Source organism: Sulfurihydrogenibium sp. YO3AOP1, from assembly GCF_000020325.1.
In the GTDB taxonomy this organism is placed as follows: domain Bacteria; phylum Aquificota; class Aquificia; order Aquificales; family Hydrogenothermaceae; genus Sulfurihydrogenibium.
In genome coordinates this window covers 1,536,230-1,558,588 of record NC_010730.1, presented here as the reverse complement: position 1 = coordinate 1,558,588, position 22,359 = coordinate 1,536,230, and the positions used below count along the sequence as shown (strand labels likewise).

Here is a 22,359-nt window from a genome sequence, read left to right as displayed (position 1 = left end):
TTAATAAAACACTGTTTTATTATATCAAATTTTTCAGCTTATTATAAACTTCTTGGGGAGAGATGGATGTTAAACATTCAAAAGTTTTATACTTACAGCTGTTTTGTCCGTGAAGCGAACAAGGCTGACATGGTAGATTTTTAAAGATATAATCTCCTTCATCTTTTAATGGTGCAAATCCAAAGTATGGATGAGTTGAGCCGTATATCATCAAAACTTTAATGCCAACAGCTCTTGACATATGGGCTATGGCTGAGTCGTTGCTTATAGTTGCCAATCCTTGTGATATTACAGTAATGGTTTCTCTTAAGGTTATTTTTCCTCTTAAATCTAAAACTTCTTTTGGATAGATGCTTTTATCCATCTCTAAATCTTCTTTAGAACCAACCAAAACAACATTAAATCCATTTTCAAGTAAAATCTCAGATAACTCTTTGTAGTACGGATAAACCTTACTTTTATACCTTGCACCTGTTCCAAGAGATATAAATTTTTGTGGCAAAAAGGTTTTTACTTTTTCAACTTCTTGGTTTGTGATAATTACTTTTGGTCTGTAATTTAAATTTTCTATACCAAGTTTTTTTAGTGGCTCAAGATATACTTTTAAAACATTGAAGTTTGGGTCTAAAATCTTTAATCTTCTTTTTAAAGACTGTTTTTTATATCTTAGAATTTTTGGATTGTATCTCAGCTTTAAGAAAAACCCAATCAAATAAGACCGTAGGTTAGAATGCAGGTCTAAAACATAATCGTATTTATCTAAGGATTTGGTAAAACTGTAAATATCTGAGATGCTTTTAAGTCTTGATTTATCGACAGCAATCAGATTTTTTATTCTATAGTCTTTTTCAAACACATCGCTAAATGGTTTAAACGTCAAAAAATCTACATTGTAATCTTTTTCATATAAAGGGTCTAAAACGACAGAAGATAGGATAACATCTCCAAGAGATGAAAATCTTATCACTAAAATTTTTTTTAAATCATTGTTTTTAATCTTTCAATCTCCTGTTTAAACTCTTCTACCATTGTTGGGTGGTTATACTTTCTTGCCTTTTCTATTCCTCTTTCGTATGTCTCTATAGCCTGCTCAATATCTCCAATGTTTATGTAGCATTGTGCCAACGTTCTGTATGCTGCTCCTTGGTCTTCGTACAAACTTAGATATTTTTTAAAGTATACAATAGCATCTTCATATAAACCTTGTTTGTATAACTCTAACGCTAATCCGTATAATCCAAGTGGATTATTTGGGTCTTTTTCTAATGCCTTTTTTAACTGCTCTATTCTGTCCATTTTGCTTCCTCGCTTATTTTAATGTATGGTTTTATTTTATCAAAGTTCTTTACCCATTTTAACTGATTTATATCTGTATAACCGCCTCTTATCTTTCTGTCTTTAATTATAAGCTCGGCTGTTTTTTCTCCGATGTAAGGAATTCTTTGAAGAGTGATAATGTCTGCGGTGTTTATATCTATTTTTAAATCATTTTCTGTAAACTTTGGCTTTGGATTTATGTTAATAGATTTTAAAGTAAATAGGAATAAAATTAACAATCCGATTATTAAGCTTTGGAATGATAAAAGCTCTTGGTTTATTTTCATAGTGCTTCTCTGCCTGTGATTGAAAATTCAAGTCCAAGCTGTTTTTCTATAAACTCAAAATCTGATGATGTAATTCTAACTTCGTTGTCAACTTTTTTAAGCTTAAAGGGATAGTTGTAGCCTAAGTAGTCCATATCTGCTAAGTAGTCTAATATATCCTCTTTTCTTATTGTTCCAAAATCTGGATTTTGATAAACTTCTATAAGATTTATAGCATTTTTTAAAGTATATTTTGCATAAAAAGACTCGATGTTTAGCTCATATAAAAAGCTAAAGATTTTATCATCTATTAGCTGAAGTTCTCCAAGGCTTGTTTTTAGTTTTTCTAAGTTCTGCTCAACGCTTTCAGAATATCCAAGTTCGTTAATGTAGTTTAAAAATAACTTTATGTCCGGCAGAGAATGATTTAACATGTCTGTTCCGGTGGAAGTTTTAGCCAATCCTATGATTAATGGTTTATGTTCTAATTTGAAAATGTTGTAAAGTGTAAAGAGATATTCATAATATGCAAATTTTGAGACTATGGCTTCTATATAATCTTTTCTTGGACTTTCTAACTTTGTAAAAATTGATTTGATAATATCATCTCTTAAAAAATACAAATCTGTTTCTTTTATTTTTTCTAAGTTTTCTTTAAAAAGCTCGTTAACGATAGTGTTAATTTGACTTTCTACTTCATTATCGGTAAACCAATTAGAAAGTGGAAATGGTATGATAAATCTTGATGTAATGGTTCCGTCAAAGATTATAAAATCTGGTTTTTCTTTTTTAGCAAGGTAAAGCAATGCTTTTGCTTCACACAAAAACATAAAAAGAGTTGCTAAGGTTTTAACATGCTCTGTTTTTTTAATTACAGTTGGAAATATATCTCCAATTGTAAAACTGCTTATATTTTCACTATTTAGATTTGTATTTTCTGCATACCCGGCAAATACGATTAGACTAAAGCCTAAGTAAGATTTTTGATAAAAAGACCCATCGGCTGCTAAATGATGAATTGGTTTAGGATTTGGATTGTATGCTGTCCATTTTGATTTTATCTCTTCTTCGTTGATTTTTTCTATATTTTGTTGTAAATACTCTCTAATTTTATCTTTCTTTTTTAAGATTTTTTCTAAAAGTTCAACTCTCATCTTTAGTGTCCTTGATTGGTATTTGAATGGCTTTATTTATTTTACATAAAAAATAAGCCTGTGTATAGGGAGGGCGTTCTGAAATTTTTTAAGTTGTAGAGTGTTTACGTAGGTATAACTTTACCTTTGCCAGTTATCCTGAGGACTTTAGTCTGAAGGATCTCCTCTTTTAAAAAATGAGAAAATAAGAAGTAATAGGTAAGAAAGGGAGGAGATTCTTCGCCAGCTGCAGAATGACGATCAAAAGGTTAATTAATTTTTAGACTTAGTTAAAAATTTGGAACATCCTCCTTAACTCTCACTTCTCACCCGACGTATTTACAAAACTATTTTTGGCTTTAAAATACAGTCTTTTATCTCTCCTATTCCTATCAGCTCGTGGTTTTCATTTAAAACCTTTATATCTTTTGATTCTATACAGTCAACTTTTATTTTTTGTCCATGTTTAAATCTTTTTTCATAATCTTGATTTAGTTTAATTTCCGGTAAGAAGTATAACGCATCTTTTAGGCTGATTAGCTTTATCTCGTTTGGATTTTTCTTTAATATTTCTTCAAAAGATAAAGCATCTTTTAAATCAAACTGTCCTATTTTAGTTCTAACTAAATCTGTCATGTAAGCTCCGCAGTCTGCTTTGTCTCCAATATCCTTTATCAAGCTTCTAATATAAGTACCTGAAGAACAGTCAACTTTTATTTTAAAGTATGGTAGATTTATCTCTAAGATTTCTATGCCGTATATTTTTATTAATACAGGTTTTAGCTGAACTTCTACTCCTTTTTTTGCAAGTTTATAAGCCCTTGTTCCACCTATCCTTTTTGACGAATACGGCGGCGGTGTCTGATAGTATTCTCCTACAAAAGAAAAAATTATCTCTTTTAACTTTTCTTCATCAATCTCAACAGGTTTTGTTTGTATAATTTTGCCTTGGCTATCGTATGTGTCTGTAATTTCTCCAAGTTTTCCCTCTGCTATGTACTGCTTATCAAGTTTTTGTAAATACTGAGTTATTTTTGTCCCTTGCCCTACTGTTAAAACCATCAAGCCCGATGCTGCATAATCAAGTGTGCCTGTGTGACCCATTTTTTCATTAAGATGTTTCTTTATCTTTATCACCAAATCGTTTGAAGTTATAAACTTTGGTTTATTTACTAAAAGTATTCCATCCATCTTTCAAGATCTCTCCTATTAAGTATAACGAACCTGTGATTAATATTATTGTATCTTTATCTACACTGTTTTTAAGCTCTTTAACTGCCTCTAAATGATTTTCTTTTACATTTTCAATGCCAAGATTTTTAAAATCTTCTGCTGTCATTGCTCTAGAAAATGGCATAACTGTAGCTATGTAGAAATCACTATTTTGCTTGATTATATTTATCATTTTTTCTGTGTCTTTGTCTTTCATGAATGAGAAGATAGTGAAAATCTTTTTATTTGGAAAGATTTCCTTTATTTCTTGAAATGTTTTTATAAGCCCCTCTTCGTTATGTGCTCCGTCAATTATGATAAAAGGATTTTTGCTAATAATTTCCATCCTTCCTTTCCATTTTGTATTGTAGAGTGCTTTTCTTATTATGTTTTCAACAACCGGTTGGTTGTTCTTGTCTAAAAATAGCAGGAAAGTTGTTAGCGCTAAGCTTGAATTTTCTATCTGTCTTTTTCCAAGCATTGATATTTCTAAATTTTCAAAGATATGCTCTTTAAATTTGTAGTTGTATTTATTAAAATCTATCTCTTTAACAAAGTAATCTATATCTTTGATGTAATACTCTTTTATCTTTCTTTCTTTAAGCCAATGGATAATTTCTGGTTGGTTTCTTCCTATTACAGCTGGTTTATCTTGCCTTGTAATGCCTGTTTTTTCATAGGCTATATCTAAAAGTGTGTTTCCGAGCATGTGCATATGGTCAAAGGATACATTTGTAATAACTGAAGTCTCCGGCTCTAAAACATTTGTCGAGTCCCACCTTCCACCAAGACCAACCTCTACAACCGCAATATCCACCTTTTTATCAGAAAAGTATTTAAAAGCTAAAAGTGTGCATGCTTCAAAATATGTAAGATTGTATTTTTCTATGATTGGTTTTAATTCATTGATGTAATTTTGTAATTTTTTATCGTCAATCTCCTTTCTGTCTATCTGCCATCTTTCGTTTTCTCTTATCAGATGCGGAGATGTAAACAGTCCTGTTTTGTAGCCATAGTGTCTAAGTAAACTCTCCAAGTATGCTGATGTTGAACCTTTGCCGTTAGTCCCTGCTACAAGAATAGATTTAAAATTTTTCTCCGGATTATTAAGTTCTTTTAACGCTGACCTTATTCTTTCTAATCCTGGCTCGATGTTAAATGCTTTTTTTTGAAAAAGGTCATACAGGTTTTGCATATCTTTTCTTCATATAAAAAAATAAAGCTATTCCTGATAACACCATTGATAAAGTGATTATCTGATTCCAAGTTAAACCAATGTATGGCAAAGGTGGTGTTACTCCACGCCAAAATTCTAATAAGAATCTTAAAAATCCATAAAGTATAAGATATAAAGATAAAATCTGTCCGTCAAAAGTTTTTTTTCTGTATGTGAAAAATAAAATGGCAAAGATTAAGAGATTTCCTATTGCTTCCGCCGGCTGAGTTGGATAAAGTGGTATGCCTTTTGGTGCTAAACAGTGTGGATCATTTGGAAAAATGATTGCAATATCTCTTAATGGTGAATCCGGTGGAACTGGTTTTCCATAGCAACAACCTGCAGATGTACATCCAAGCCTTCCAAAAAAGTGTCCTATTGGTATAGAAACACCCGCCACATCACCAAGCTTTAGTATTGATATGTTTTTATATTTTAAATACAATATAGCTGCTGCTAAACCACCTAAAAAACCGCCAAACCAATCAATTCCACCATTCCAAATTGCGAAAAAATCTAAAAATGAAGTAAAATCTTCACTGTGCTCTATTATATAAGCAATTCTTGCTCCTATAATACCACCTAAGACTATAAAAATAAAAGCATTTTCATAATCTTTCTCATTTATACCTTCTTTTTTAGCATGATAAAGTCCAACATAAAAACCAACTATAAGGCCAATAGCTGTCAAAACGCCGTATGTATGTATAGTGATACCACCAATACTGATTAAGTCTGGAAACATAATCTCTCCTTAAGCTTTTTCAAGCTCTTTCAAAGATTTTAAGTATTTATCTAACACAAGCTTTCTTTTTAATGGTGAAAGATAATTTATAAATGGGATACCGTTTAGATGGTCTATCTCATGCTGAAGTACGATGGCTAAAAACTCCGAGCTTTCTATTTCTACATCTTCACCTTTTTCATTTTTGCCAACTACTTTAACCCTTTTCGCTCTTGGGATTGTAATTTGAACACCTGGAAAGCTTAAACACCCTTCTGTTGATTGGACTTCTCCTTCTTTTTCGACAATTTTTGGATTTATCAAAACCATCTTTACCGGTGGTTCTGCTTCTTCTTCGCTTCTTTTTTCTCTTAAAGATGTATCGATAACTAAAATTTGATATGGAATGCCAATTTGATTTGCAGCAAGTCCAACGCCTTCTTCTTTATACATAAATTCCCACATTTTATTTATATACTCTTGTAATCTTTCATCAAAAAAATCTACTTCTTTTGTTGGCTCTTTTAAAATTGGATCTGGCCATGTTCTGATTTTATAATCCATTTTTAACTCCTTTAAACGCATATTTCCATTTTTCTTTTTAAATTAACAACATTCTCTTTAATATTTCCTTTAAATACAGCATTTCCGGCTACAAAAATATTTACTCCAAGCATAGATAAATAGTTTATATTATCTTGATTAACTCCGCCGTCTATTTCGATTAATATATCTGTTCTGTTTGTCTCTTCCATCAGTAGTTTTAATTTTTTAACCTTTTCTGCTGTTTGTGGAATAAACTTTTGACCACCAAAACCTGGATTAACTGACATAATAAGAACATAATCTATGTAATAAATAATTTCTTCTAAAGTGTTTACAGGTGTTGCTGGATTTAAAACTACTCCGGCTTTTACATCGTTAGATTTAATCATATCAACAACTCTATGGGCATGTATGGTTGCATCCATGTGAAAAGAGATCATATTTACTCCCGCTTTTATAAAATCTGGTATGTATTTTTCCGGCTCAACTATCATGAGATGTGCATCAAATGGTAGGTCTGTTATTTTCCTGATAGATTCAACCACCGGTGGTCCAAATGTTATGTTTGGAACGTAGCGACCATCCATTATATCTAAATGAATTATATCAGCTCCTGCTTCTTCTACTTCTTTTATTTGCTGTCCAAGGATAGAAAAATCAGCAGATAAAATAGATGGTGCCAATAGTTTCATACAGTTTTCTCCTTTTTTGCCTGTAGTTTCATCTTTAAACTGCAATATGAACAAATTCTATTCATAGACGGCTCTCCGCAGATTTCACACCTTCCAAGCTCTACTTTTTCTTCATAACTTTGAAGGATTGGATACATTTTTCTTAAAAATTCTGAATAAAATCTTAATTTTGTGCCTGGACTTTTTTCTTCAAGCTGTGATAAAAATAACTTATAGTCAATAGAAGTTGCTCCTACTGAGTATGGACATTCTTCTTCTATATACTCAATGCCTGATAAAATAGCATACATGGCACTTTCTTTCTCTGATATTTTACATAAAGGCTTTACTTTTCTTATAAATCCGTTTTCTTCTTTTAATACAGGATACTGTCTTTTTAGGTATTCAACGCTCCAATTTAAAGTGTTAGAAAACAAAACTGCTGCTTCATCATCTAAGTTGTGTCCTGTTGCTATTATGTCATATCCAAGCTCTTTGGCTTTTTTGTTCATAAAGTATCTTTTGATCGTTCCACAGATGGAGCAGGCTGGTCTGTTGTCGTATGTTTTCATCTCCGGAATGGTTGCTATCTCATCTTTAAGCTCAACAATATGAAGAGTTTTTCCTATCTTTTCTGCGAATTTTAAAGCCAATTCCTTAGACTTTTGAGAATAATCTCCTATTCCAAGATTTATATAAAAACCATCTACGTTGTATCCAAGCTTTGCAAGAGCATTCCATAAAGACAAACTATCTTTACCACCTGATACAGCTACTAAGATTTTACTGTTTTTATCAAACATTTTAAATTCTTTGATTGTTTTCTCAACTCTGTTGTCAAACCATTCTGAATAGTGGTCTTTACAGAATGCTAATCTATGCTGTGGAAGATAAACCTGTGCTTTTTTATCACATTTATAACATTTTCTCAAAACTTTCCTCCAGAAATTGCGTTAATAACTTTAACTTTGTCCGACGGTGTTATATACTCATCTAAATCAACTATTTCATCGTTTTTGACTACAAATGCATAATCTCTTGATAGATTTAACTTTTTTAGAATATCTTTTGCTTTTACTTTACTGCTTTCAAACTCAAGCTCTATTTTGTTGTTTCTATACTCAACTGTTATTTTCAAGTTTTAAAGCTCCTACTCATGATTTTTAAAATAATTTATTATAACTTAATATACCTTGGGGTGAAAAATTAGTGGTTTTTATAAAATTTAAAAAGGAGATCCTTCGGACTTACGTCCTCAGGATGACAGCGAAAGGTTGAATGATAAGCATAAAGGAAAGGTAGCCTCAGATGTCATTCTGAGCGAAGCGAAGAATCTCTTACTTCTACCCAATTTCTCACTCAAGGTATATTTTTAAATTCTTATATTATATTATCCCATACTTCTTTTAGCTTATACACTCTAAAATTTAAGTCCTGATATAAACTACATGGGTATGTGTTAAAATATTATTAAAACTTTCTTGGAGGAATTGATTGATTAAAGAAAGACTTTTTACACCCGGACCTGTGCCACTTCCACCGCAAGTTATCAAAGCATTAGGACAGCAAATAATCCACCATAGAACACCAGAGTTTACAAATATATTTTTACAAACAAGAGAAAAACTTCAAAAACTTTTTAATACACAAAGAGATGTTTTAATGTTTGCCTCTTCTGGAACTGGAGCAATGGAGGCATCTATCGTTAACTTTTTCAATGAAGGAGATAAAGTTTTAGTTATAAATGCTGGAAAGTTTGGGGAACGATGGAGAGACTTAGGAAATACATTTGGTTTAAATGTTATAGACTATCAAATCCAATGGGGTAAAACTTACGATAAAGAAGAGCTAAAAAAAATAGTAGAAAAAAATCCAGACATAAAAGGAATTTTGGTTCAGCATTCAGAAACATCAACAGCAACAGTCCATGACCTAAAATTTTTAGCACAGGTTAGCAATTCATTAGAAGACTGTTTATTGGTAGTTGACGGAATTACTTCTGTAGGTGTTTATAAAGTATATCCTGAAGAGATAGGGGTTGATATTCTTATAACAGGTAGTCAAAAAGCACTAATGCTTCCACCGGGTTTATCTGTTTTATACTACAGTGAAAAAGCAGAAAAAAGACTTGAAAGTAGCAAATTACCAAAATATTACTTCTCTGTAAAAGCAGAAAGCAAAAAACAAGCAAAAGGACAAACAGCTTACACGCCTGCTATAAATCTTATCATTGCTTTAAATGAAAGCTTAGATTTAATCTTAAATGAAGGTTTAGATAATTTAGAGAAAAGACATCACATACTTGCAGAGATGACAAGACAAGGATTACAAGAGATTGGATTAAAGCTTCTTTCAGAAAGCCCTTCAAACTCTGCAACTGCTGTATTTACACCGGAAGGTTTAGATGCTGATGTATTTAGAAAAGAGCTTTTAAAAATAGGAATCAGAGTTGCAGGTGGACAAGACCATCTAAAAGGAAAGATTTTTAGAGTGGCACATATGGGATACTTTGATTATCTTGACATAATAGAAGTTATCGCAGCTGTTGAAATTACACTAAATAAAATGGGCTACAAAGTAGAGCTTGGAAAAGGTGTTAGAAAAGCACAGGAAGTTTATTTAAATAACATATAACAAGGAGCTAACAAAGTGGTAAGAATTATTTTTGTTAGACATGCAGAAAGTTTATGGAATCCAATAGGAAGATATCAAGGAAGATTAGACCCAGAGCTTAGCGAAAGAGGACATAACCAAGCAAAATTGATAGCAAATGCTTTAAAAAAATACAATCCAACAGTTTTATACTCAAGTCCATTAAAAAGAACTTACCAAACAGCTGAGTATATAAGCAAAGAGTTAAACCTGCCAATCGTCAAAAATGAAGATATAATAGAAATAGACCATGGAGATTGGTCTGGATTGTTGGTTGAAGAAGTAAAAGAAAAATATCCGGAAATGTTTAGACAATGGCTTTTTGAGCCACATTTAGTCAAATTTCCAAATGGTGAATCTTTAGAGGATGTATTTAACAGAGTAAAAAAATTCTTAAAATATGCATTAGAAAAACATGAAAATCAGACGATTGTAGTCGTATCTCACACTGTACCAATTAGAGCAAGTCTTACGGCCGGATTAAATTTAGATATGGATAAGTTTTGGATTTTTGGATGCGATAATGCTTCCTACTCAATTTTAGATTACGACACAGTAAGACCTATACTCTACAAGCTTAATAATACTTATTATCTTGGAGATTACTTCGTTCCAGCATTAGATGCACTTTAAAAAGAGAGGATTTAAGATTTGAAAATAGACTTACCAAAAGGCGTAAGGACTTTTAATCCAAAAGAAAGTTTCATCTTAAGCTGGATTGAAAAAAATATAGAAGATAATTTTAAGCTTTGGGGGTATGAAAAAGTAATACTTCCGCTTCTTGAATACTATGATGCACATAAAAACGTTTTAAATGAAGAAATACTCAAAAATACTTTTAGATTAGTAGATAGATACGAAGGTGAAACCTTAATTCTGAGACCGGACTTTACAGTTCAGATTGCAAGATACATAGCTTCCTTGCAAGAAAAAGAATTTCCAATCAGACTTTACTACACTGGGGATGTTTTTCGGTACGTAGTTCCAAAAGGTGACAATCTTTATGAAAAAAAACAGATAGGTGTAGAGCTAATAGGCGTTGATAAGATAGAAGCGGACGCAGAAATAATAGCCATTGCTATCTCATCTTTAAAAAAACTTTCCATAGAAAATTTTCAGATTGATGTAAACAACGTAAAGATATTTAAAGCGATCACGAAAATCCTAAACCTTTCGCAAAACCAAACAAAAGAGTTGTTTTTATGTCTAAAAAATCGAGAAATCTATAATATACAAGCATTTTTAAAAGATTTTGATGTAAATAACAAGATAAAAGGTTTTATCTTAAACCTACCAAAATTAAACATAAAAGCTGATAAACTCAAAGAGTTAGCAGAGGAATATGAAGACATAGAAGATATTTCAAATGCTTTAAAAGAATTGATAGTAATTTATGAAATACTTAAGGAATACCAGCTTGATGAGTACATAGTTTTTGACCTTTGTGAGCCAAGAGAGTTTAGCTACTATACCGGAATCGTTTTTGAAATCTTTATTAAAGACTTTCCAAAGATAATTGGATACGGTGGAAGATATGATAATCTTTTAAGCAACTATAACGGCAGTCATCCAGCCACAGGTTTTGCTTTTGATTTGTTAGCTATTTATGACTATATCACAAAGACAACGGAAATAAAAAATGAAAAAGACTTTTACATAATTGACACAACGGAAGATAAAAAACTTGCGTATAATATAGCTAAAAACTTAAGAACAAAAGGATATACGGTAGCAAGGGATATAATAAAAAGAGATATTGATTTATCAATAGATTTCGCCTTTAGAAATGGATACAAAAACGTAATTTTAATTACAGTTGAAAATTCAGAAAAAAAGGTATATATTTTAAAGGACAAAAATAAAAAAGAAGAAGCAAGCTTAGAGGAGATTCTTAAGTAAAGACGGGGAAATAATAAAGTTCGTCTGTATTTAAGAATTGCCATATAGTACCAAAAGGTACTAAATATTTTTTTAAGGAGTTTCAGTATGGAAGTAGGAGACAGAAAGGTAGTTTCTTTTGAGTACACACTCAAAGACAAAGAAACCGGAGAAGTGATTGATGCAAGCGCAGGACAACCACTAACGTTTTTAACTGGTGTAGGAGAGATAATCCCAGGTCTTGAAAGCAGAATGTATGGCATGAAAGAGGGAGAAAAAAGAACGATTGAAGTTTTAGCAGAAGAAGCTTATGGTCCATCAGACCCTAACTTAATCCAAAAAGTTCCAAGAGAATACTTCCAAGGTATTCAACTTGAGAGAGGTTTGCCACTCCAAGCTCAAACACCAGAAGGTCAAATCATCAATATGGTAGTTGTAGATTTTGATGATAACACTGTTACTGTAGATTTAAACCATCCATTAGCTGGTGTAGACCTTGTATTTGAAGTAGAAGTTGTTAATGTAAGAGAAGCAACACCGGATGAAATTTTACACGGACACGCTCACGGAGCAGGTGGTCATCATCACTAAATGTGAATAAGTGAGGAAGTGAGAAGTATTTAAAATCTCAGCTCGAAGGTGTTCTAAAATTTTTGCAAGTTTACCTTTTTTGTCATCCTGAGGACGTAGGTCCGAAGGATCTCTTTTTAAAAAACGGGGGAAAAAAGAGATTCTTCGCCGGCTGTAGAATGACAATGTTGATTTTTGTAAGCAGCCTTATCTAACTTTCTATCTCTCACTATATTCCAAAAGCCTTAAAATTGTAACTATACCAATGGCTACAATCCAAAAGAAAACAACAAATAAAACTGTAAATTCTAAGCTAAGAAAAAATATTTTTAGTATTAGAAATAACAAATATGGGATCGCAACTATTGAAATAATAAAAACAACAGCCGTTAAAATAAAAACAAAAAATGCTATAAGATAATTCTTTAAAGTTAATTTTTTAGTCGTAAACTCTGACATGGTTATACAGCGTGTCTCTCTCTACAGGAATTTTTCCGGCTTCTTTAATAAGTCTTATTAATTTTTCTTTTTGCTGCTGGGTAGGAGATTTTGCACCTGCAAAGTGGGCTATCTTCTCTTCCATTACAGTTCCATCCATATCATCAGCTCCAAAGTTTAAGGCTATCTGAGCCGTTTTTTCTCCTATCATAACCCAGTAAGCCTTTATATGTGAGATATTGTCTAAAAACAGTCTTGCAACCGCAATTGTTTTTAAATCATCAATACCTGTAGTGTAATCACTTACCGGTAAATCATTGTTTTCAGGTTGATATGCAAGAGGTATAAAGCAGGTAAAACCGCCTGTTTCGTCTTGGAGCTGCCTTATTTTTTCCATATGGTCAACTCTATCTTTATAATTTTCTACATGTCCGTACAGCATTGTTGTTGTAGAATGTAATCCAAGCCTATGAGCTATTTTATGAATTTCTAAATATTTTTTGTATCCTAATTTTTTAGGTGCAATAATTCTTCTTACATCTGGAGAAAAAATTTCTGCCCCGCCACCCGGAAGGCTACCAAGTCCGGCTTCTTTAAGTTTTATTAAAACTTCTTCATAGTTTAAACCGGATAATTTAGAAAAATAATCTATCTCAACAGCAGTAAACGCCTTTATATGTAGTCTTGGAAAACTCTTCTTTATCAACGACACTATATTCAAGTATTTTTCAAAATCCCAATCTGGATGAAGACCGCCAACTATATGAACTTCTGATGCTCCATTTTCAACCGCATGTTTAGCTTTTTCTAAAATCTGTTCATAACTCATCTCATAAGCCTTTGGGTCATTTTTATCCATCTGAGCAAATGCGCAGAATTTACAATCAAGAACGCAGATATTTGTTGGATTTATCTGCCTATTTATTACAAAGTAAGTATATTTCCCGTTTTTCTTTTCTGTCACGTAATTTGCAAGAAATCCAATTGTCAATATATCGGTAGAATTAAAAAGCTTTAAAGCATCGTCAGAAGTTAGTCTTTTTTCGCTGAAAACTTTATCTATAATAGGAAAAAGCTCTTTATCTTGGGCTAAGGATAAAAACTCTTCAGTTGTTAGGTTCATATTCCAAGCTCCTTTATTTCATGAGATTTTGATATATGTCGGGTGAGAAATTCAATAAAAGTAGGAGATTCTTCGCTTCGCTCAGAATGACATCATTCGGAAGTTCCTCGTCATCCTGAGGACGTAAGTCCGAAGGATCTCCTTTTTAAATTTTATAAAAACTGCTAATTTCTCACCCAAGGCATTTTGATATTATAGCAAAGAATAAATATTTTGCAATGATTATAGAAGGGTGTTCCAAAATTCTAGTAAGTTTACCTTTCCGTGTCATCCTGAGGCTGTAAGCCGAAGGATCTCCTCTTCTGATTTTTGATTTGAAAAGAAAAATATGAGATTCTTCGCTTCGCTCAGAATGACGATGTTGGTTTTTTGGAACAGGCTCATGATTATAGAGAGAGTGTTCCAAAATTCCTGCAAGTTTTATAATGTATGTGTAAAACGAGTTTATTTTTGTCCGTCATCCTGAGGACTTTAGTCCGAAGGATCTCCTTTTTTAAAAATTGAGGAAAAAGGAGATTCTTCGCTCAGAATGACAGAACAGGGACATGAAGGCGAAGATTCTTCGTCGGCTGCAGAATGTCAGACAAGATAATATCTTTATCAATTTTTTTTTAAACACTCTCATGATTATAAATTCGAATTTGTTATAATTATATTACGTTATAAACAAAAAGGAGATAAAAATTTAATGAAAATAGCCGTTGCAGGTGCTGGTTATGTTGGATTATCTAATGCTATCTTGCTTGCCCAAAACCATCAAGTTGTAATTAAAGACATAGACCCTCAAAAAGTCAAGCTGATCAATGAAAAAAAATCTCCAATTATAGATAAAGATATTCAAGAATACTTAGCAACTAAAAATTTAAACATAAAGGCTACCTTAGACCCGCAGGAAGCTTACAAAGATGCAAAGTATGTAATAATCGCAACTCCTACAGATTATGATCCTATTACAAACTACTTTAATACAAAATCAGTAGAATCTGTCATAAAAGAAGTTTTAACAGTAAATCCTGATGCTGTAATGGTCATTAAATCTACTATTCCTATTGGATACACAGAAAGCATAAAGAAAAAATTTAATACAGAAAATATTATTTTTTCTCCTGAGTTTTTAAGAGAAGGTAAAGCTTTATACGATAATCTCTATCCTTCAAGGGTTGTAGTTGGTGAAAAAAGTGAGAGGGCAAAGGAGTTTGCAAATCTGTTGTTAGAAGGTGCTATAAAAAAAGATGTTCCGGTTTTATTTACAGGCTCTACTGAAGCAGAAAGTATAAAGCTTTTTGCAAATACATATTTAGCCATGAGAGTTGCATTTTTTAATGAGCTTGATACTTTTGCTGAAAGCCATGGATTAAATTCTAAAGAAATTATTGAAGGGGTATGTTTAGACCCAAGAATAGGCATGCATTATAATAATCCATCTTTTGGATTTGGAGGCTACTGCTTGCCAAAAGATACAAAACAATTAATGGCTAACTACTTAGAAAAAGGAATACCACACTTTTTAATCAAGGCTACAGTTGAATCAAACATTGCAAGGAAATACTATATAGCAGAAAAGATTATAAGCTTAAACCCAAAAATCGTTGGCGTTTATAGACTTACAATGAAATCGGATTCAGATAATTTTAGAGAAGCTGCAATTATAGATATAATTGAGTATTTAAGGGCAAAAGATGTTCAAGTTATAATTTTCGAACCTTTACTAAAAGAAAGTAAGTTTATGGATTTTGATGTTGTATCCTTAGAGAGATTAAAAAAAGAATCTGACATTATCCTTGCTAACAGATATAGCTCTGATTTAGATGATGTGAGAGAAAAGGTTTACACAAGAGATGTTTTTTATAGGGATTAGTAAATAGTTTGCAAAAAGGTTATTAGTTATATATGAAATTAAATGATACGAGAAAATGTTCTAAAATTTTTGCAGTTGCAGAATGTGCATGTAAATATAACTTTACCTTTGTTCGTCATCCTGAGGCTGTAAGTTGAAGGATTTCCTCTTTTAAAGAAGGTGAGAAAGTGAGAAAGTGAATAAGTGAGAGTTAAAAGGCGGAGATTCTTCGCTTCGCTCAGAATGACGATTAAAAGGTTAATTAATTCTTAGACTTAGTCAAAATTTTAAGCACCCTCAATGATATGAAGGTAAATAAGATTGTAAGAATAGAAAATTTAGTTTTAAGCTTAAGTTCATACGATTTAAGAAATTTCATACATTGCTTAGTTAAGGGATGAATTAAAAATGAGCTTACCGAGATTTATAGGAGAAAAAGAAGGTGATTACTTAGTTTTAAAAGACCAAGAATACAATCATGCTGTTAAAGTTTTAAGAATTAAACAAAACGATTTAATAGAAATCAATACATTAGATGGGAATGTTTATCTTGCTAAGGTGGAGGATGTTACTAAAAATCAGCTTATAGCCCTGCCAATAGAAAAAATCCCCGTTAAAGAAGAAGAATTTAAAATAACGTTATATCAATGTATGCCAAACCAACTTTCAAAGATAGATGAAATTATAGAGCCATTGTCACAGCTTGGAGTTTACAAACTAATCCCTGTAATATCCAAAAACTCAGCAGTAAAAGAGCAAGACGTAACCAAAAAACTTGAAAAATGGCAAAGAATAGCCCTTAACTCAATAAAACAGTGTAAAAGACCATTTCCATTGATTATTGAAAAACCTATAAAACTATATAATATTAAATGTAATGATGATTTAAAAGTTGTATTTTATGAAAAAGAGCAGCAAAATAAAGTTAAAATGCTTATGAATAATAATTTCAAAACTGCGTCAGTTTTTATAGGAAATGAAGGCGGATTTAAAGAAGAGGAGATTGAATATCTTAAAAAAGAAGGTTTTATTCCATTATCCTTAGGAGACTACATTTTAAAAATGGAAACTGCTATAATAATTGGAATATGTCAAATTAAGTGTATTTTAGAAAATTAAATTTGGAGGTAATAAAGATGAAAAAATTAATAGCACTCGGAGTACTTATAGCGTTTATGATTACAAGCTGTGCAGAAACTTACAGACCTTCTCAATCAACTTATGAAGGTGGTTTAATTGGAGCAGTTACAGGAGCTACAGCGGGAGCAATCTTAACTAGTGGGAACAAATGGAAAGGTGGTGTAATTGGTGGTGTAATTGGTGCCATAGCTGGAGCTACAATAGCAGAAATATCAAAAAGAGGAGCTGTAGAGGCAGTTCAAACTAACCAACCAGTAAGATATCAAACTGAAGATGGAAAGGTTGTATATCAGGCAGAACCGGCTGGATATGATGCAAAAACAAAGTGTCATAAAGTCCATGAGAAAATTTATGAAAATGGAAAATTAGTTAAAGACCAAATTAAGGAAGTTTGTGAGTCTGAAAAAACAGAAAGAAATTATTAATTAGGAGAGAAAATGTTCCCGGTCAATAGATTAAGAAGGTTAAGAAAAAATGAAAATATAAGAAGGCTTGTAAGAGAAAATTACCTTTTGGTTGATGACCTAATATATCCAATCTTTATAGAAGACGGGAAAGATATTAAAAAAGAAATACCATCTATGCCGGGAATATATAGATGGTCGTTAGATAGAGTCAATGAAGAGCTTGATGAAGTGGTAAACCTTGGGATTCCGGCAGTGCTTTTGTTTGGAATCCCTTCCCATAAAGATGAAGTTGGCTCGGACACTTGGAATGAAGAGGGAATAATCCAAAGAGCTATAAGGCATATTAAAAAACATTATCCAAATCTGTATGTAATAACAGATGTTTGTTTTTGTGAATACACATCACATGGACATTGCGGAGTACTACATGACCATGATGTAGACAATGATCTTACTCTTGAAAATACAAAAAAACAAGTAGTATCTCATGCAAAAGCCGGAGCGGATATGGTAGCTCCATCCGGTATGATGGACGGGGTTGTTAAAACCATAAGAGAAGCTTTGGACGAAGCAGGGTATAAACACATCCCAATAATGGCTTACTCGGCTAAGTATGCATCTTCTTACTATGGACCATTTAGAGAGGCAGCAGATTCAACACCTGCATTTGGAGATAGAAGAACCTACCAAATGGACCCGGCAAACAGAAGAGAAGCGTTAAGAGAAGTAGCCATCGATATAGAGGAAGGTGCGGACATTGTTATGGTTAAACCAGCATTGTCTTATCTTGATATCATAAGAGATTTAAGAAATACATTTAACGTGCCTATCGCAGCTTACAACGTTAGCGGTGAGTATTCAATGATAAAAGCAGCCGGCAAGCTTGGATGGATTGATGAAAAAAAGGTTATGCTTGAAACTCTTATCTCTATGAAAAGAGCCGGAGCAGATATAATAATCACATACTTTGCAAAAGAGGTTGCTAAGATACTGAAAAATGAAAAATAAAGTTTTATTAATAGACGGCTCATCTTATTTGTACAGAGCATACTATGCACTGCCACCTCTAACTGCTCCGGATGGAAGACCAACAGGTGCAGTGTATGGCTTTATAAGAATGCTTTTAAAAACATTATCAGTCTTTAACACTCCATACGTAGCCGTTGCATTTGACCTTCCCGGAAAAACTCTTCGCCATGAAAAATTCAGTGAGTATAAAGCAACAAGAAAAGAGACTCCTGACCCATTGAAACAACAAATCCCAATATTAAAAGAAATAATCCAGCTTCTTGGAATAAAAATTCTTGAAATACCCGGCTATGAAGCTGACGATATCATCGCTACATTGTCAAAAAAAGCAGAAAAAGAAGGCTACGAAGCTATTATAGTTACCCCTGACAAAGATATGAACCAGCTAATTTCAGACAATATAAAAATCTTTAATCCAGTAAAAGAAGAGCTTTTAGATAAAGAAAAAATCAAAGAAAAATACGGAATCCATCCACAGCAGTTTATAGACTATCTTACAATGATTGGCGATGCTGTAGATAATATTCCCGGTATAAAAGGAATTGGTCCAAAGACTGCTGCTGCTTTACTGCAAGAATTTGGAAGTTTAGAGAATATATTAGAAAATGTAGATAAATTAAAAGGTAAATTAAAAGAATCTTTCAAAGAATTAGACAAAGAGCAGCTTCAAAGAATGAAAGAAATAATAAAATTAGATGCCAACATTGAGATAAATATAAAAATAGAAGACCTAAAAAAATCAAAACCAGACTTAGAAAAGCTAAAACAAATCTTTCAAGAATTAGGATTTAAATCATTGTTAAAAGATGTAGAAAAAAGTAATTTAAAAATTAAAGAAGATAAGATAGAACAAAAGAGTTTATTCTGATGGCATTTACACAGCAGCAGTTAATAGAACGATTAAAAAAACATTTTCCTGACCCAAAGATAGAGTTAAATTATGAAAATGAATTTCAACTATTGATTGTCATCATTCTGTCAGCACAGACTACTGATAAAAAAGTCAATCAGGTTTCTCCAATTTTATTCAAAAAATATCCAACCCCCCAAGCCCTTGCAAACGCAGATTTAAAAGATCTTGAAGAAATAATAAAGCCACTTGGTTTTTATAAAAGAAAAGCAAAACTTATAAAAGAATGTGCTAAAGCAATTTTAGAAAAATTCAGCGGACAAATTCCAAAAACATTAGAAGAATTAACATCTCTTCCTGGCGTTGGGAGAAAAACAGCATCGGCATTACTTGTAAATGCTTATAAAATTCCTGCAATTGTAGTAGATACACATGTTAAGAGAGTTGCAAAAAGATTAAAAATAACTAATCAAACTAGTCCAGAAAAAGTAGAGAAAGATTTAACTAAATTCTTTTCAAAAGAAAATTGGGTTTATATCTCAAATGCCTTAGTGTTATTTGGTAGATACATTTGTACTGCAAACAAACCAAAATGTAAAGAATGCTATGTTTCTGATATCTGTCCTTATGAAAAAAAGAACTTGTGAGGTAAAAGATGGAAATGTCAATTCCAATAATAGAAAGACTCAAAAGAGAGGAAAAAGATATTCTTCTATTTACACATGAAAACCCCGATTGCGATGGAATCGGTAGCATGATAGCCCTTTATCTTTTCTTGAAAAAACTTGGTAAGAACGTTACAATGGCTATGAAAGACGATTTTCCTTTTGTTTGCGATTTTATGCCTGAAGTAAATGAAATAAAAAAACTACCAATAAATCATAAATTTTCTGTTGCTATTTTAGTAGATGCGTCAAGCAAAAAACGTGCCGGTGTAGAAATTTGTGCAGATGAAGTTATCAGAATAGACCATCACATCGGCGGAGAGTTTGAAAGTATTTATGATATCGTAGATGATTTTAGTCCTTCCACAACTGCTGTAATGACTTATGTATTAAGAAATTGGGATGAAAATTTGATAGATGAAAAAATAGCTACTGCATTATATGCGGGTTTGATAACAGATACGGGTTCTTTTAGATACAACAATACAACAGACAAAACCTTTGAAATAGCAGAATTTTTAGTCAAAAAAGGCGCAAATCCGCACCACATTTCAAAAATGCTGTTTGAAAGGAATAAAGTCAATGTTTTAAAGTTATTGACAAAAGCACTTTCTACATTGGAACTTTATCATAATGACCAAATAGCGGTTCTGACAGTATTTAGAGATTTTTTAAACGAAACAAATACAAAAGAAGAAGATACAGAAGGTTTTGTAAATTTTGCAAGAAGTATAGATACGGTTAAAGTTGCTGTTTTGATGATTCAAAGAGAAGATTTAAAAACGTGGAGAATTTCTATGAGAGGAAAGGGCGAGGTCGATGTTCAGAAAATAGCTCGTAAATTTGGTGGTGGCGGACATAAAGATGCATCAGGATGTAGAGTTGTTGGTTATTATGAAGATGTAAAATCTAAGTTGGTTGAGGCAATAGCGGAAAGTATTGATAATTTAGAGAAAATGCAAGTATTACAAGAGATTGTTTAACAATATTCTAAGATTTTTTTTAAGTTTACTTTTTCTGAGGTTATTCTAAATTCCTGTAAGTTGTATAAATGTATATGTAAAATGAGTAAGAGTGTTCTAAAATTTTTGCAAGTTTGCCTTTTTGTCATCCTGAGGCTGCAAAGCCGAAAGATCTCTTTTTTAAGAAAGAGCGAAAAAATGAGATTCTTCGCCAGCTGCAGAACGATATTTTAGAGGTACAAATATAGAGATTCTTCGCCGGCTGCAGAATGACGATAAAAAGTTAGTTAATTTTTAGACTTAATTAAAGTTTAAAGCACCCTCATATTTTTGGCATTATAGAAAGGATAATTGTTAAATGTTTTAAGAACTCTTTCAAATTTTAAAATTCTTAACCTTATTTCTTCTTAACTGCTGCCATTAAGATCGCCTCACAAACTACCTGGTCGTCAACCTTTGCAATGGCTTTAATCTTTCCCATAGATTTTTTTATATTGATGCCTTCAACTTCAAATATGATTTGGTCTCCTGGAACAACCGGCTTTCTAAATTTTGCTTCTTCTATACTTGCAAATAAAACTATCCCATCTTCTATGCCTGCTTTTTTAAGCATTAAATATGCTCCAACCTGTGCCATTGCTTCTATTATTAATACCCCTGGCATTACCGGATTTCCAGGAAAATGTCCCATAAAAAACGGCTCGTTTATAGTTACATTTTTTAAAGCTTTGATTTTCATGTTTTCTACATCAATCTCCAAAATTCTATCAACAAGTAAAAATGGATATCTGTGTGGTAAAACTTCCATTATTTTTAATACATCTTCCATTTTCAACCTCCGATAAAGACATCTAATAAAACGATTATGCTAAATATTATACTAATAAAACCATTAACTGTGAAAAAAGCTTTATTTATCTTTGACAAATCATTTTCTTTTATAAGTAAATGCTCATAGACCAAAAATCCACTCAAAATAAATAATCCTGCAAAATATATGTACGATAAATTTGCAAAAAATCCTGTTAAAATCAGACAAATGAATGTTATAAAATGGAAAGTTCTTGATATTAATATTGCATTTTTAATACCATATTTTACAGGGATAGAGTAAAGTCCAAAAGATTTGTCAAACTCATAATCTTGTAAAGCATAAAGAATATCAAAACCTGCTACCCAAAAAGCCATACCTATACCAAGAAATATTGCAGATATTTCAATACTGCCTCTTAAAGCTATGGAAACAGCAATCGGGATTAAAAAATAAACTAACCCAAGAATAAGATGAACGTAATAAGTAAATCTTTTCCCGGCAGGATACAATAATAAAAGTAAAATCACCATTGGAGACAACCAAAATGCAAGCATGTTTAATTTATAAGCAGAAAATATAAATATAATTGATGATATAAGTCCAAGAGCCATTATCTCGTTTGGTCTAACTTCACCTTTTGCGGATGGCCAGTTCTTTGTCCTTGGGTTCTTGGCATCTATTGGTCTATCAACAAATCTGTTAAAAGCCATTCCGGCGGTTCTTGCAGAAACTAAAGCTACTAAAATCCAAAATATCTTTTCCCAAGATGGAAATCCTTTTTCTATTATAAATACCGCTGATAACCCAAAAGGAATGGCAAAGATTGTATGGGAAAACTTTACTAACTCTAAATAGGTTTTAATTTTATTTATCACTTGTTTGCAAAACCTCGTTATGAAATTTATAATA

26 protein-coding genes are annotated in these 22,359 nt (G+C 32.1%); 12 read left to right on the top strand and 14 right to left on the bottom strand.

Features of this window, described 5'->3' with window-relative positions; all coding sequences use genetic code 11:
* Positions 1-19 precede the first annotated feature (19 nt).
* From SYO3AOP1_RS07760 to SYO3AOP1_RS07710, 11 genes are all read right to left on the bottom strand, one after another.
* The gene (locus SYO3AOP1_RS07760; protein WP_012460174.1) at positions 20-967 is read right to left on the bottom strand and encodes a glycosyltransferase family 9 protein; all 948 of its coding nucleotides are present in this window, start codon (positions 965-967) and stop codon (positions 20-22) included.
* Positions 968-978: 11 nt separating this feature from the next.
* Entirely contained in the window at positions 979-1,296 is a 318-nt protein-coding gene (locus tag SYO3AOP1_RS07755) for a tetratricopeptide repeat protein (RefSeq protein WP_012460173.1), read from the bottom strand.
* Positions 1,284-1,604 carry a helix-hairpin-helix domain-containing protein gene (locus SYO3AOP1_RS07750; RefSeq protein WP_012460172.1) on the bottom strand — a complete coding sequence of 107 codons (321 nt, stop codon included), beginning with the start codon at positions 1,602-1,604 and terminating at the stop codon, positions 1,284-1,286. The genes SYO3AOP1_RS07755 and SYO3AOP1_RS07750 overlap by 13 nt, the downstream gene beginning before the upstream one ends.
* Positions 1,601-2,737 (bottom strand): DNA double-strand break repair nuclease NurA, encoded by a 1,137-nt coding sequence (locus SYO3AOP1_RS07745; RefSeq protein ID WP_012460171.1) that lies wholly within the window; start codon positions 2,735-2,737, stop codon positions 1,601-1,603. The genes SYO3AOP1_RS07750 and SYO3AOP1_RS07745 overlap by 4 nt, the downstream gene beginning before the upstream one ends.
* Before the next feature lie 318 nt (positions 2,738-3,055).
* Complete coding sequence (truB, locus tag SYO3AOP1_RS07740; RefSeq protein ID WP_012460170.1) at positions 3,056-3,907, bottom strand: tRNA pseudouridine(55) synthase TruB; 852 nt, start codon at positions 3,905-3,907, stop codon at positions 3,056-3,058.
* Positions 3,882-5,123 carry a folylpolyglutamate synthase/dihydrofolate synthase family protein gene (locus SYO3AOP1_RS07735; RefSeq protein ID WP_012460169.1) on the bottom strand — a complete coding sequence of 414 codons (1,242 nt, stop codon included), beginning with the start codon at positions 5,121-5,123 and terminating at the stop codon, positions 3,882-3,884. Before SYO3AOP1_RS07735 ends, truB begins: the two co-directional genes overlap by 26 nt.
* Positions 5,107-5,889: a prolipoprotein diacylglyceryl transferase gene (gene lgt / locus SYO3AOP1_RS07730; RefSeq protein ID WP_012460168.1), complete on the bottom strand. Its 783-nt coding sequence runs from the start codon at positions 5,887-5,889 to the stop codon at positions 5,107-5,109. The genes SYO3AOP1_RS07735 and lgt overlap by 17 nt, the downstream gene beginning before the upstream one ends.
* Before the next feature lie 9 nt (positions 5,890-5,898).
* Positions 5,899-6,432 carry a peptide deformylase gene (gene def, locus SYO3AOP1_RS07725; RefSeq protein WP_012460167.1) on the bottom strand — a complete coding sequence of 178 codons (534 nt, stop codon included), beginning with the start codon at positions 6,430-6,432 and terminating at the stop codon, positions 5,899-5,901.
* Positions 6,433-6,443: 11 nt separating this feature from the next.
* Positions 6,444-7,106, bottom strand: a complete 663-nt coding sequence (gene rpe, locus SYO3AOP1_RS07720; protein ID WP_012460166.1) for a ribulose-phosphate 3-epimerase — start codon at positions 7,104-7,106, stop codon at positions 6,444-6,446.
* A complete protein-coding gene (locus tag SYO3AOP1_RS07715; protein ID WP_012460165.1) occupies positions 7,103-8,017 on the bottom strand; it encodes a TIGR00269 family protein in 915 nt (304 codons plus the stop codon). The genes rpe and SYO3AOP1_RS07715 overlap by 4 nt, the downstream gene beginning before the upstream one ends.
* Positions 8,014-8,223, bottom strand: coding sequence for a MoaD/ThiS family protein (locus tag SYO3AOP1_RS07710; protein WP_012460164.1), 210 nt, complete (start codon positions 8,221-8,223; stop codon positions 8,014-8,016). The genes SYO3AOP1_RS07715 and SYO3AOP1_RS07710 overlap by 4 nt, the downstream gene beginning before the upstream one ends.
* Before the next feature lie 356 nt (positions 8,224-8,579).
* On the opposite strand from SYO3AOP1_RS07710, the gene SYO3AOP1_RS07705 reads away from it, so the two are divergent.
* The 5 genes from SYO3AOP1_RS07705 (at position 8,580) to SYO3AOP1_RS09385 (ending at position 12,606) form a co-directional block, all read left to right on the top strand.
* Entirely contained in the window at positions 8,580-9,719 is a 1,140-nt protein-coding gene (locus SYO3AOP1_RS07705; protein ID WP_012460163.1) for an alanine--glyoxylate aminotransferase family protein, read from the top strand.
* Between the two features lie 15 nt (positions 9,720-9,734).
* Positions 9,735-10,370, top strand: coding sequence for a phosphoserine phosphatase PspA (locus SYO3AOP1_RS07700; RefSeq protein ID WP_012460162.1), 636 nt, complete (start codon positions 9,735-9,737; stop codon positions 10,368-10,370).
* A gap of 18 nt (positions 10,371-10,388) precedes the next feature.
* Positions 10,389-11,636 (top strand): ATP phosphoribosyltransferase regulatory subunit, encoded by a 1,248-nt coding sequence (gene hisZ, locus SYO3AOP1_RS07695; protein ID WP_012460161.1) that lies wholly within the window; start codon positions 10,389-10,391, stop codon positions 11,634-11,636.
* Between the two features lie 87 nt (positions 11,637-11,723).
* Positions 11,724-12,206 (top strand): peptidylprolyl isomerase, encoded by a 483-nt coding sequence (locus SYO3AOP1_RS07690; RefSeq protein WP_012460160.1) that lies wholly within the window; start codon positions 11,724-11,726, stop codon positions 12,204-12,206.
* 244 nt (positions 12,207-12,450) lie between these two features.
* On the top strand, positions 12,451-12,606 hold the full coding sequence (locus tag SYO3AOP1_RS09385; RefSeq protein ID WP_156769261.1) for a hypothetical protein: 156 nt from the start codon (positions 12,451-12,453) through the stop codon (positions 12,604-12,606).
* An 18-nt stretch (positions 12,607-12,624) separates the two neighbouring features.
* Here SYO3AOP1_RS09385 and mqnE read toward each other — a convergent pair whose 3' ends face one another.
* On the bottom strand, positions 12,625-13,746 hold the full coding sequence (gene mqnE / locus SYO3AOP1_RS07680; RefSeq protein WP_012460158.1) for an aminofutalosine synthase MqnE: 1,122 nt from the start codon (positions 13,744-13,746) through the stop codon (positions 12,625-12,627).
* A 688-nt stretch (positions 13,747-14,434) separates the two neighbouring features.
* On the opposite strand from mqnE, the gene SYO3AOP1_RS07675 reads away from it, so the two are divergent.
* The 7 genes from SYO3AOP1_RS07675 (at position 14,435) to SYO3AOP1_RS07645 (ending at position 20,657) form a co-directional block, all read left to right on the top strand.
* Entirely contained in the window at positions 14,435-15,604 is a 1,170-nt protein-coding gene (locus SYO3AOP1_RS07675) for a nucleotide sugar dehydrogenase (RefSeq protein WP_012460157.1), read from the top strand.
* A gap of 387 nt (positions 15,605-15,991) precedes the next feature.
* Positions 15,992-16,702: a 16S rRNA (uracil(1498)-N(3))-methyltransferase gene (locus tag SYO3AOP1_RS07670; RefSeq protein ID WP_012460156.1), complete on the top strand. Its 711-nt coding sequence runs from the start codon at positions 15,992-15,994 to the stop codon at positions 16,700-16,702.
* A gap of 17 nt (positions 16,703-16,719) precedes the next feature.
* Positions 16,720-17,148: a YMGG-like glycine zipper-containing protein gene (locus tag SYO3AOP1_RS07665; RefSeq protein WP_012460155.1), complete on the top strand. Its 429-nt coding sequence runs from the start codon at positions 16,720-16,722 to the stop codon at positions 17,146-17,148.
* Between the two features lie 12 nt (positions 17,149-17,160).
* The gene (hemB, locus tag SYO3AOP1_RS07660; protein WP_012460154.1) at positions 17,161-18,138 is read left to right on the top strand and encodes a porphobilinogen synthase; all 978 of its coding nucleotides are present in this window, start codon (positions 17,161-17,163) and stop codon (positions 18,136-18,138) included.
* Positions 18,128-19,027: a 5'-3' exonuclease H3TH domain-containing protein gene (locus SYO3AOP1_RS07655; protein ID WP_012460153.1), complete on the top strand. Its 900-nt coding sequence runs from the start codon at positions 18,128-18,130 to the stop codon at positions 19,025-19,027. Before hemB ends, SYO3AOP1_RS07655 begins: the two co-directional genes overlap by 11 nt.
* Positions 19,027-19,656 carry an endonuclease III gene (gene nth, locus SYO3AOP1_RS07650; RefSeq protein WP_012460152.1) on the top strand — a complete coding sequence of 210 codons (630 nt, stop codon included), beginning with the start codon at positions 19,027-19,029 and terminating at the stop codon, positions 19,654-19,656. The genes SYO3AOP1_RS07655 and nth overlap by 1 nt, the downstream gene beginning before the upstream one ends.
* Before the next feature lie 8 nt (positions 19,657-19,664).
* Positions 19,665-20,657, top strand: coding sequence for a bifunctional oligoribonuclease/PAP phosphatase NrnA (locus SYO3AOP1_RS07645; RefSeq protein ID WP_012460151.1), 993 nt, complete (start codon positions 19,665-19,667; stop codon positions 20,655-20,657).
* A gap of 376 nt (positions 20,658-21,033) precedes the next feature.
* On the opposite strand, the gene fabZ is transcribed toward SYO3AOP1_RS07645, so the two are convergent.
* A complete protein-coding gene (fabZ, locus tag SYO3AOP1_RS07640; protein ID WP_012460150.1) occupies positions 21,034-21,465 on the bottom strand; it encodes a 3-hydroxyacyl-ACP dehydratase FabZ in 432 nt (143 codons plus the stop codon).
* Between the two features lie 2 nt (positions 21,466-21,467).
* Positions 21,468-22,325, bottom strand: coding sequence for a UbiA-like polyprenyltransferase (locus SYO3AOP1_RS07635; protein WP_012460149.1), 858 nt, complete (start codon positions 22,323-22,325; stop codon positions 21,468-21,470).
* Positions 22,326-22,359: the final 34 nt, after the last annotated feature.

Excerpts from the sequence above, each read along its gene's own strand:
- def (WP_012460167.1), bottom strand. The coding sequence starts at position 6,432 with ATGGATTATAAAATCAGAACATGGCCAGATCCAATTTTAAAAGAGCCA.
- SYO3AOP1_RS07745 (WP_012460171.1), bottom strand. The coding sequence starts at position 2,737 with ATGAGAGTTGAACTTTTAGAAAAAATCTTAAAAAAGAAAGATAAAATT.
- SYO3AOP1_RS07755 (WP_012460173.1), bottom strand. The coding sequence starts at position 1,296 with ATGGACAGAATAGAGCAGTTAAAAAAGGCATTAGAAAAAGACCCAAAT.
- rpe (WP_012460166.1), bottom strand. The coding sequence starts at position 7,106 with ATGAAACTATTGGCACCATCTATTTTATCTGCTGATTTTTCTATCCTT.
- SYO3AOP1_RS09385 (WP_156769261.1), top strand. The coding sequence starts at position 12,451 with ATGGCTACAATCCAAAAGAAAACAACAAATAAAACTGTAAATTCTAAG.
- nth (WP_012460152.1), top strand. The coding sequence starts at position 19,027 with ATGGCATTTACACAGCAGCAGTTAATAGAACGATTAAAAAAACATTTT.
- SYO3AOP1_RS07670 (WP_012460156.1), top strand. The coding sequence starts at position 15,992 with ATGAGCTTACCGAGATTTATAGGAGAAAAAGAAGGTGATTACTTAGTT.
- hemB (WP_012460154.1), top strand. The coding sequence starts at position 17,161 with ATGTTCCCGGTCAATAGATTAAGAAGGTTAAGAAAAAATGAAAATATA.
- SYO3AOP1_RS07655 (WP_012460153.1), top strand. The coding sequence starts at position 18,128 with ATGAAAAATAAAGTTTTATTAATAGACGGCTCATCTTATTTGTACAGA.
- SYO3AOP1_RS07750 (WP_012460172.1), bottom strand. The coding sequence starts at position 1,604 with ATGAAAATAAACCAAGAGCTTTTATCATTCCAAAGCTTAATAATCGGA.
- truB (WP_012460170.1), bottom strand. The coding sequence starts at position 3,907 with ATGGATGGAATACTTTTAGTAAATAAACCAAAGTTTATAACTTCAAAC.
- SYO3AOP1_RS07675 (WP_012460157.1), top strand. The coding sequence starts at position 14,435 with ATGAAAATAGCCGTTGCAGGTGCTGGTTATGTTGGATTATCTAATGCT.
- SYO3AOP1_RS07645 (WP_012460151.1), top strand. The coding sequence starts at position 19,665 with ATGGAAATGTCAATTCCAATAATAGAAAGACTCAAAAGAGAGGAAAAA.
- SYO3AOP1_RS07665 (WP_012460155.1), top strand. The coding sequence starts at position 16,720 with ATGAAAAAATTAATAGCACTCGGAGTACTTATAGCGTTTATGATTACA.
- mqnE (WP_012460158.1), bottom strand. The coding sequence starts at position 13,746 with ATGAACCTAACAACTGAAGAGTTTTTATCCTTAGCCCAAGATAAAGAG.
- SYO3AOP1_RS07735 (WP_012460169.1), bottom strand. The coding sequence starts at position 5,123 with ATGCAAAACCTGTATGACCTTTTTCAAAAAAAAGCATTTAACATCGAG.
- SYO3AOP1_RS07690 (WP_012460160.1), top strand. The coding sequence starts at position 11,724 with ATGGAAGTAGGAGACAGAAAGGTAGTTTCTTTTGAGTACACACTCAAA.
- lgt (WP_012460168.1), bottom strand. The coding sequence starts at position 5,889 with ATGTTTCCAGACTTAATCAGTATTGGTGGTATCACTATACATACATAC.
- fabZ (WP_012460150.1), bottom strand. The coding sequence starts at position 21,465 with ATGGAAGATGTATTAAAAATAATGGAAGTTTTACCACACAGATATCCA.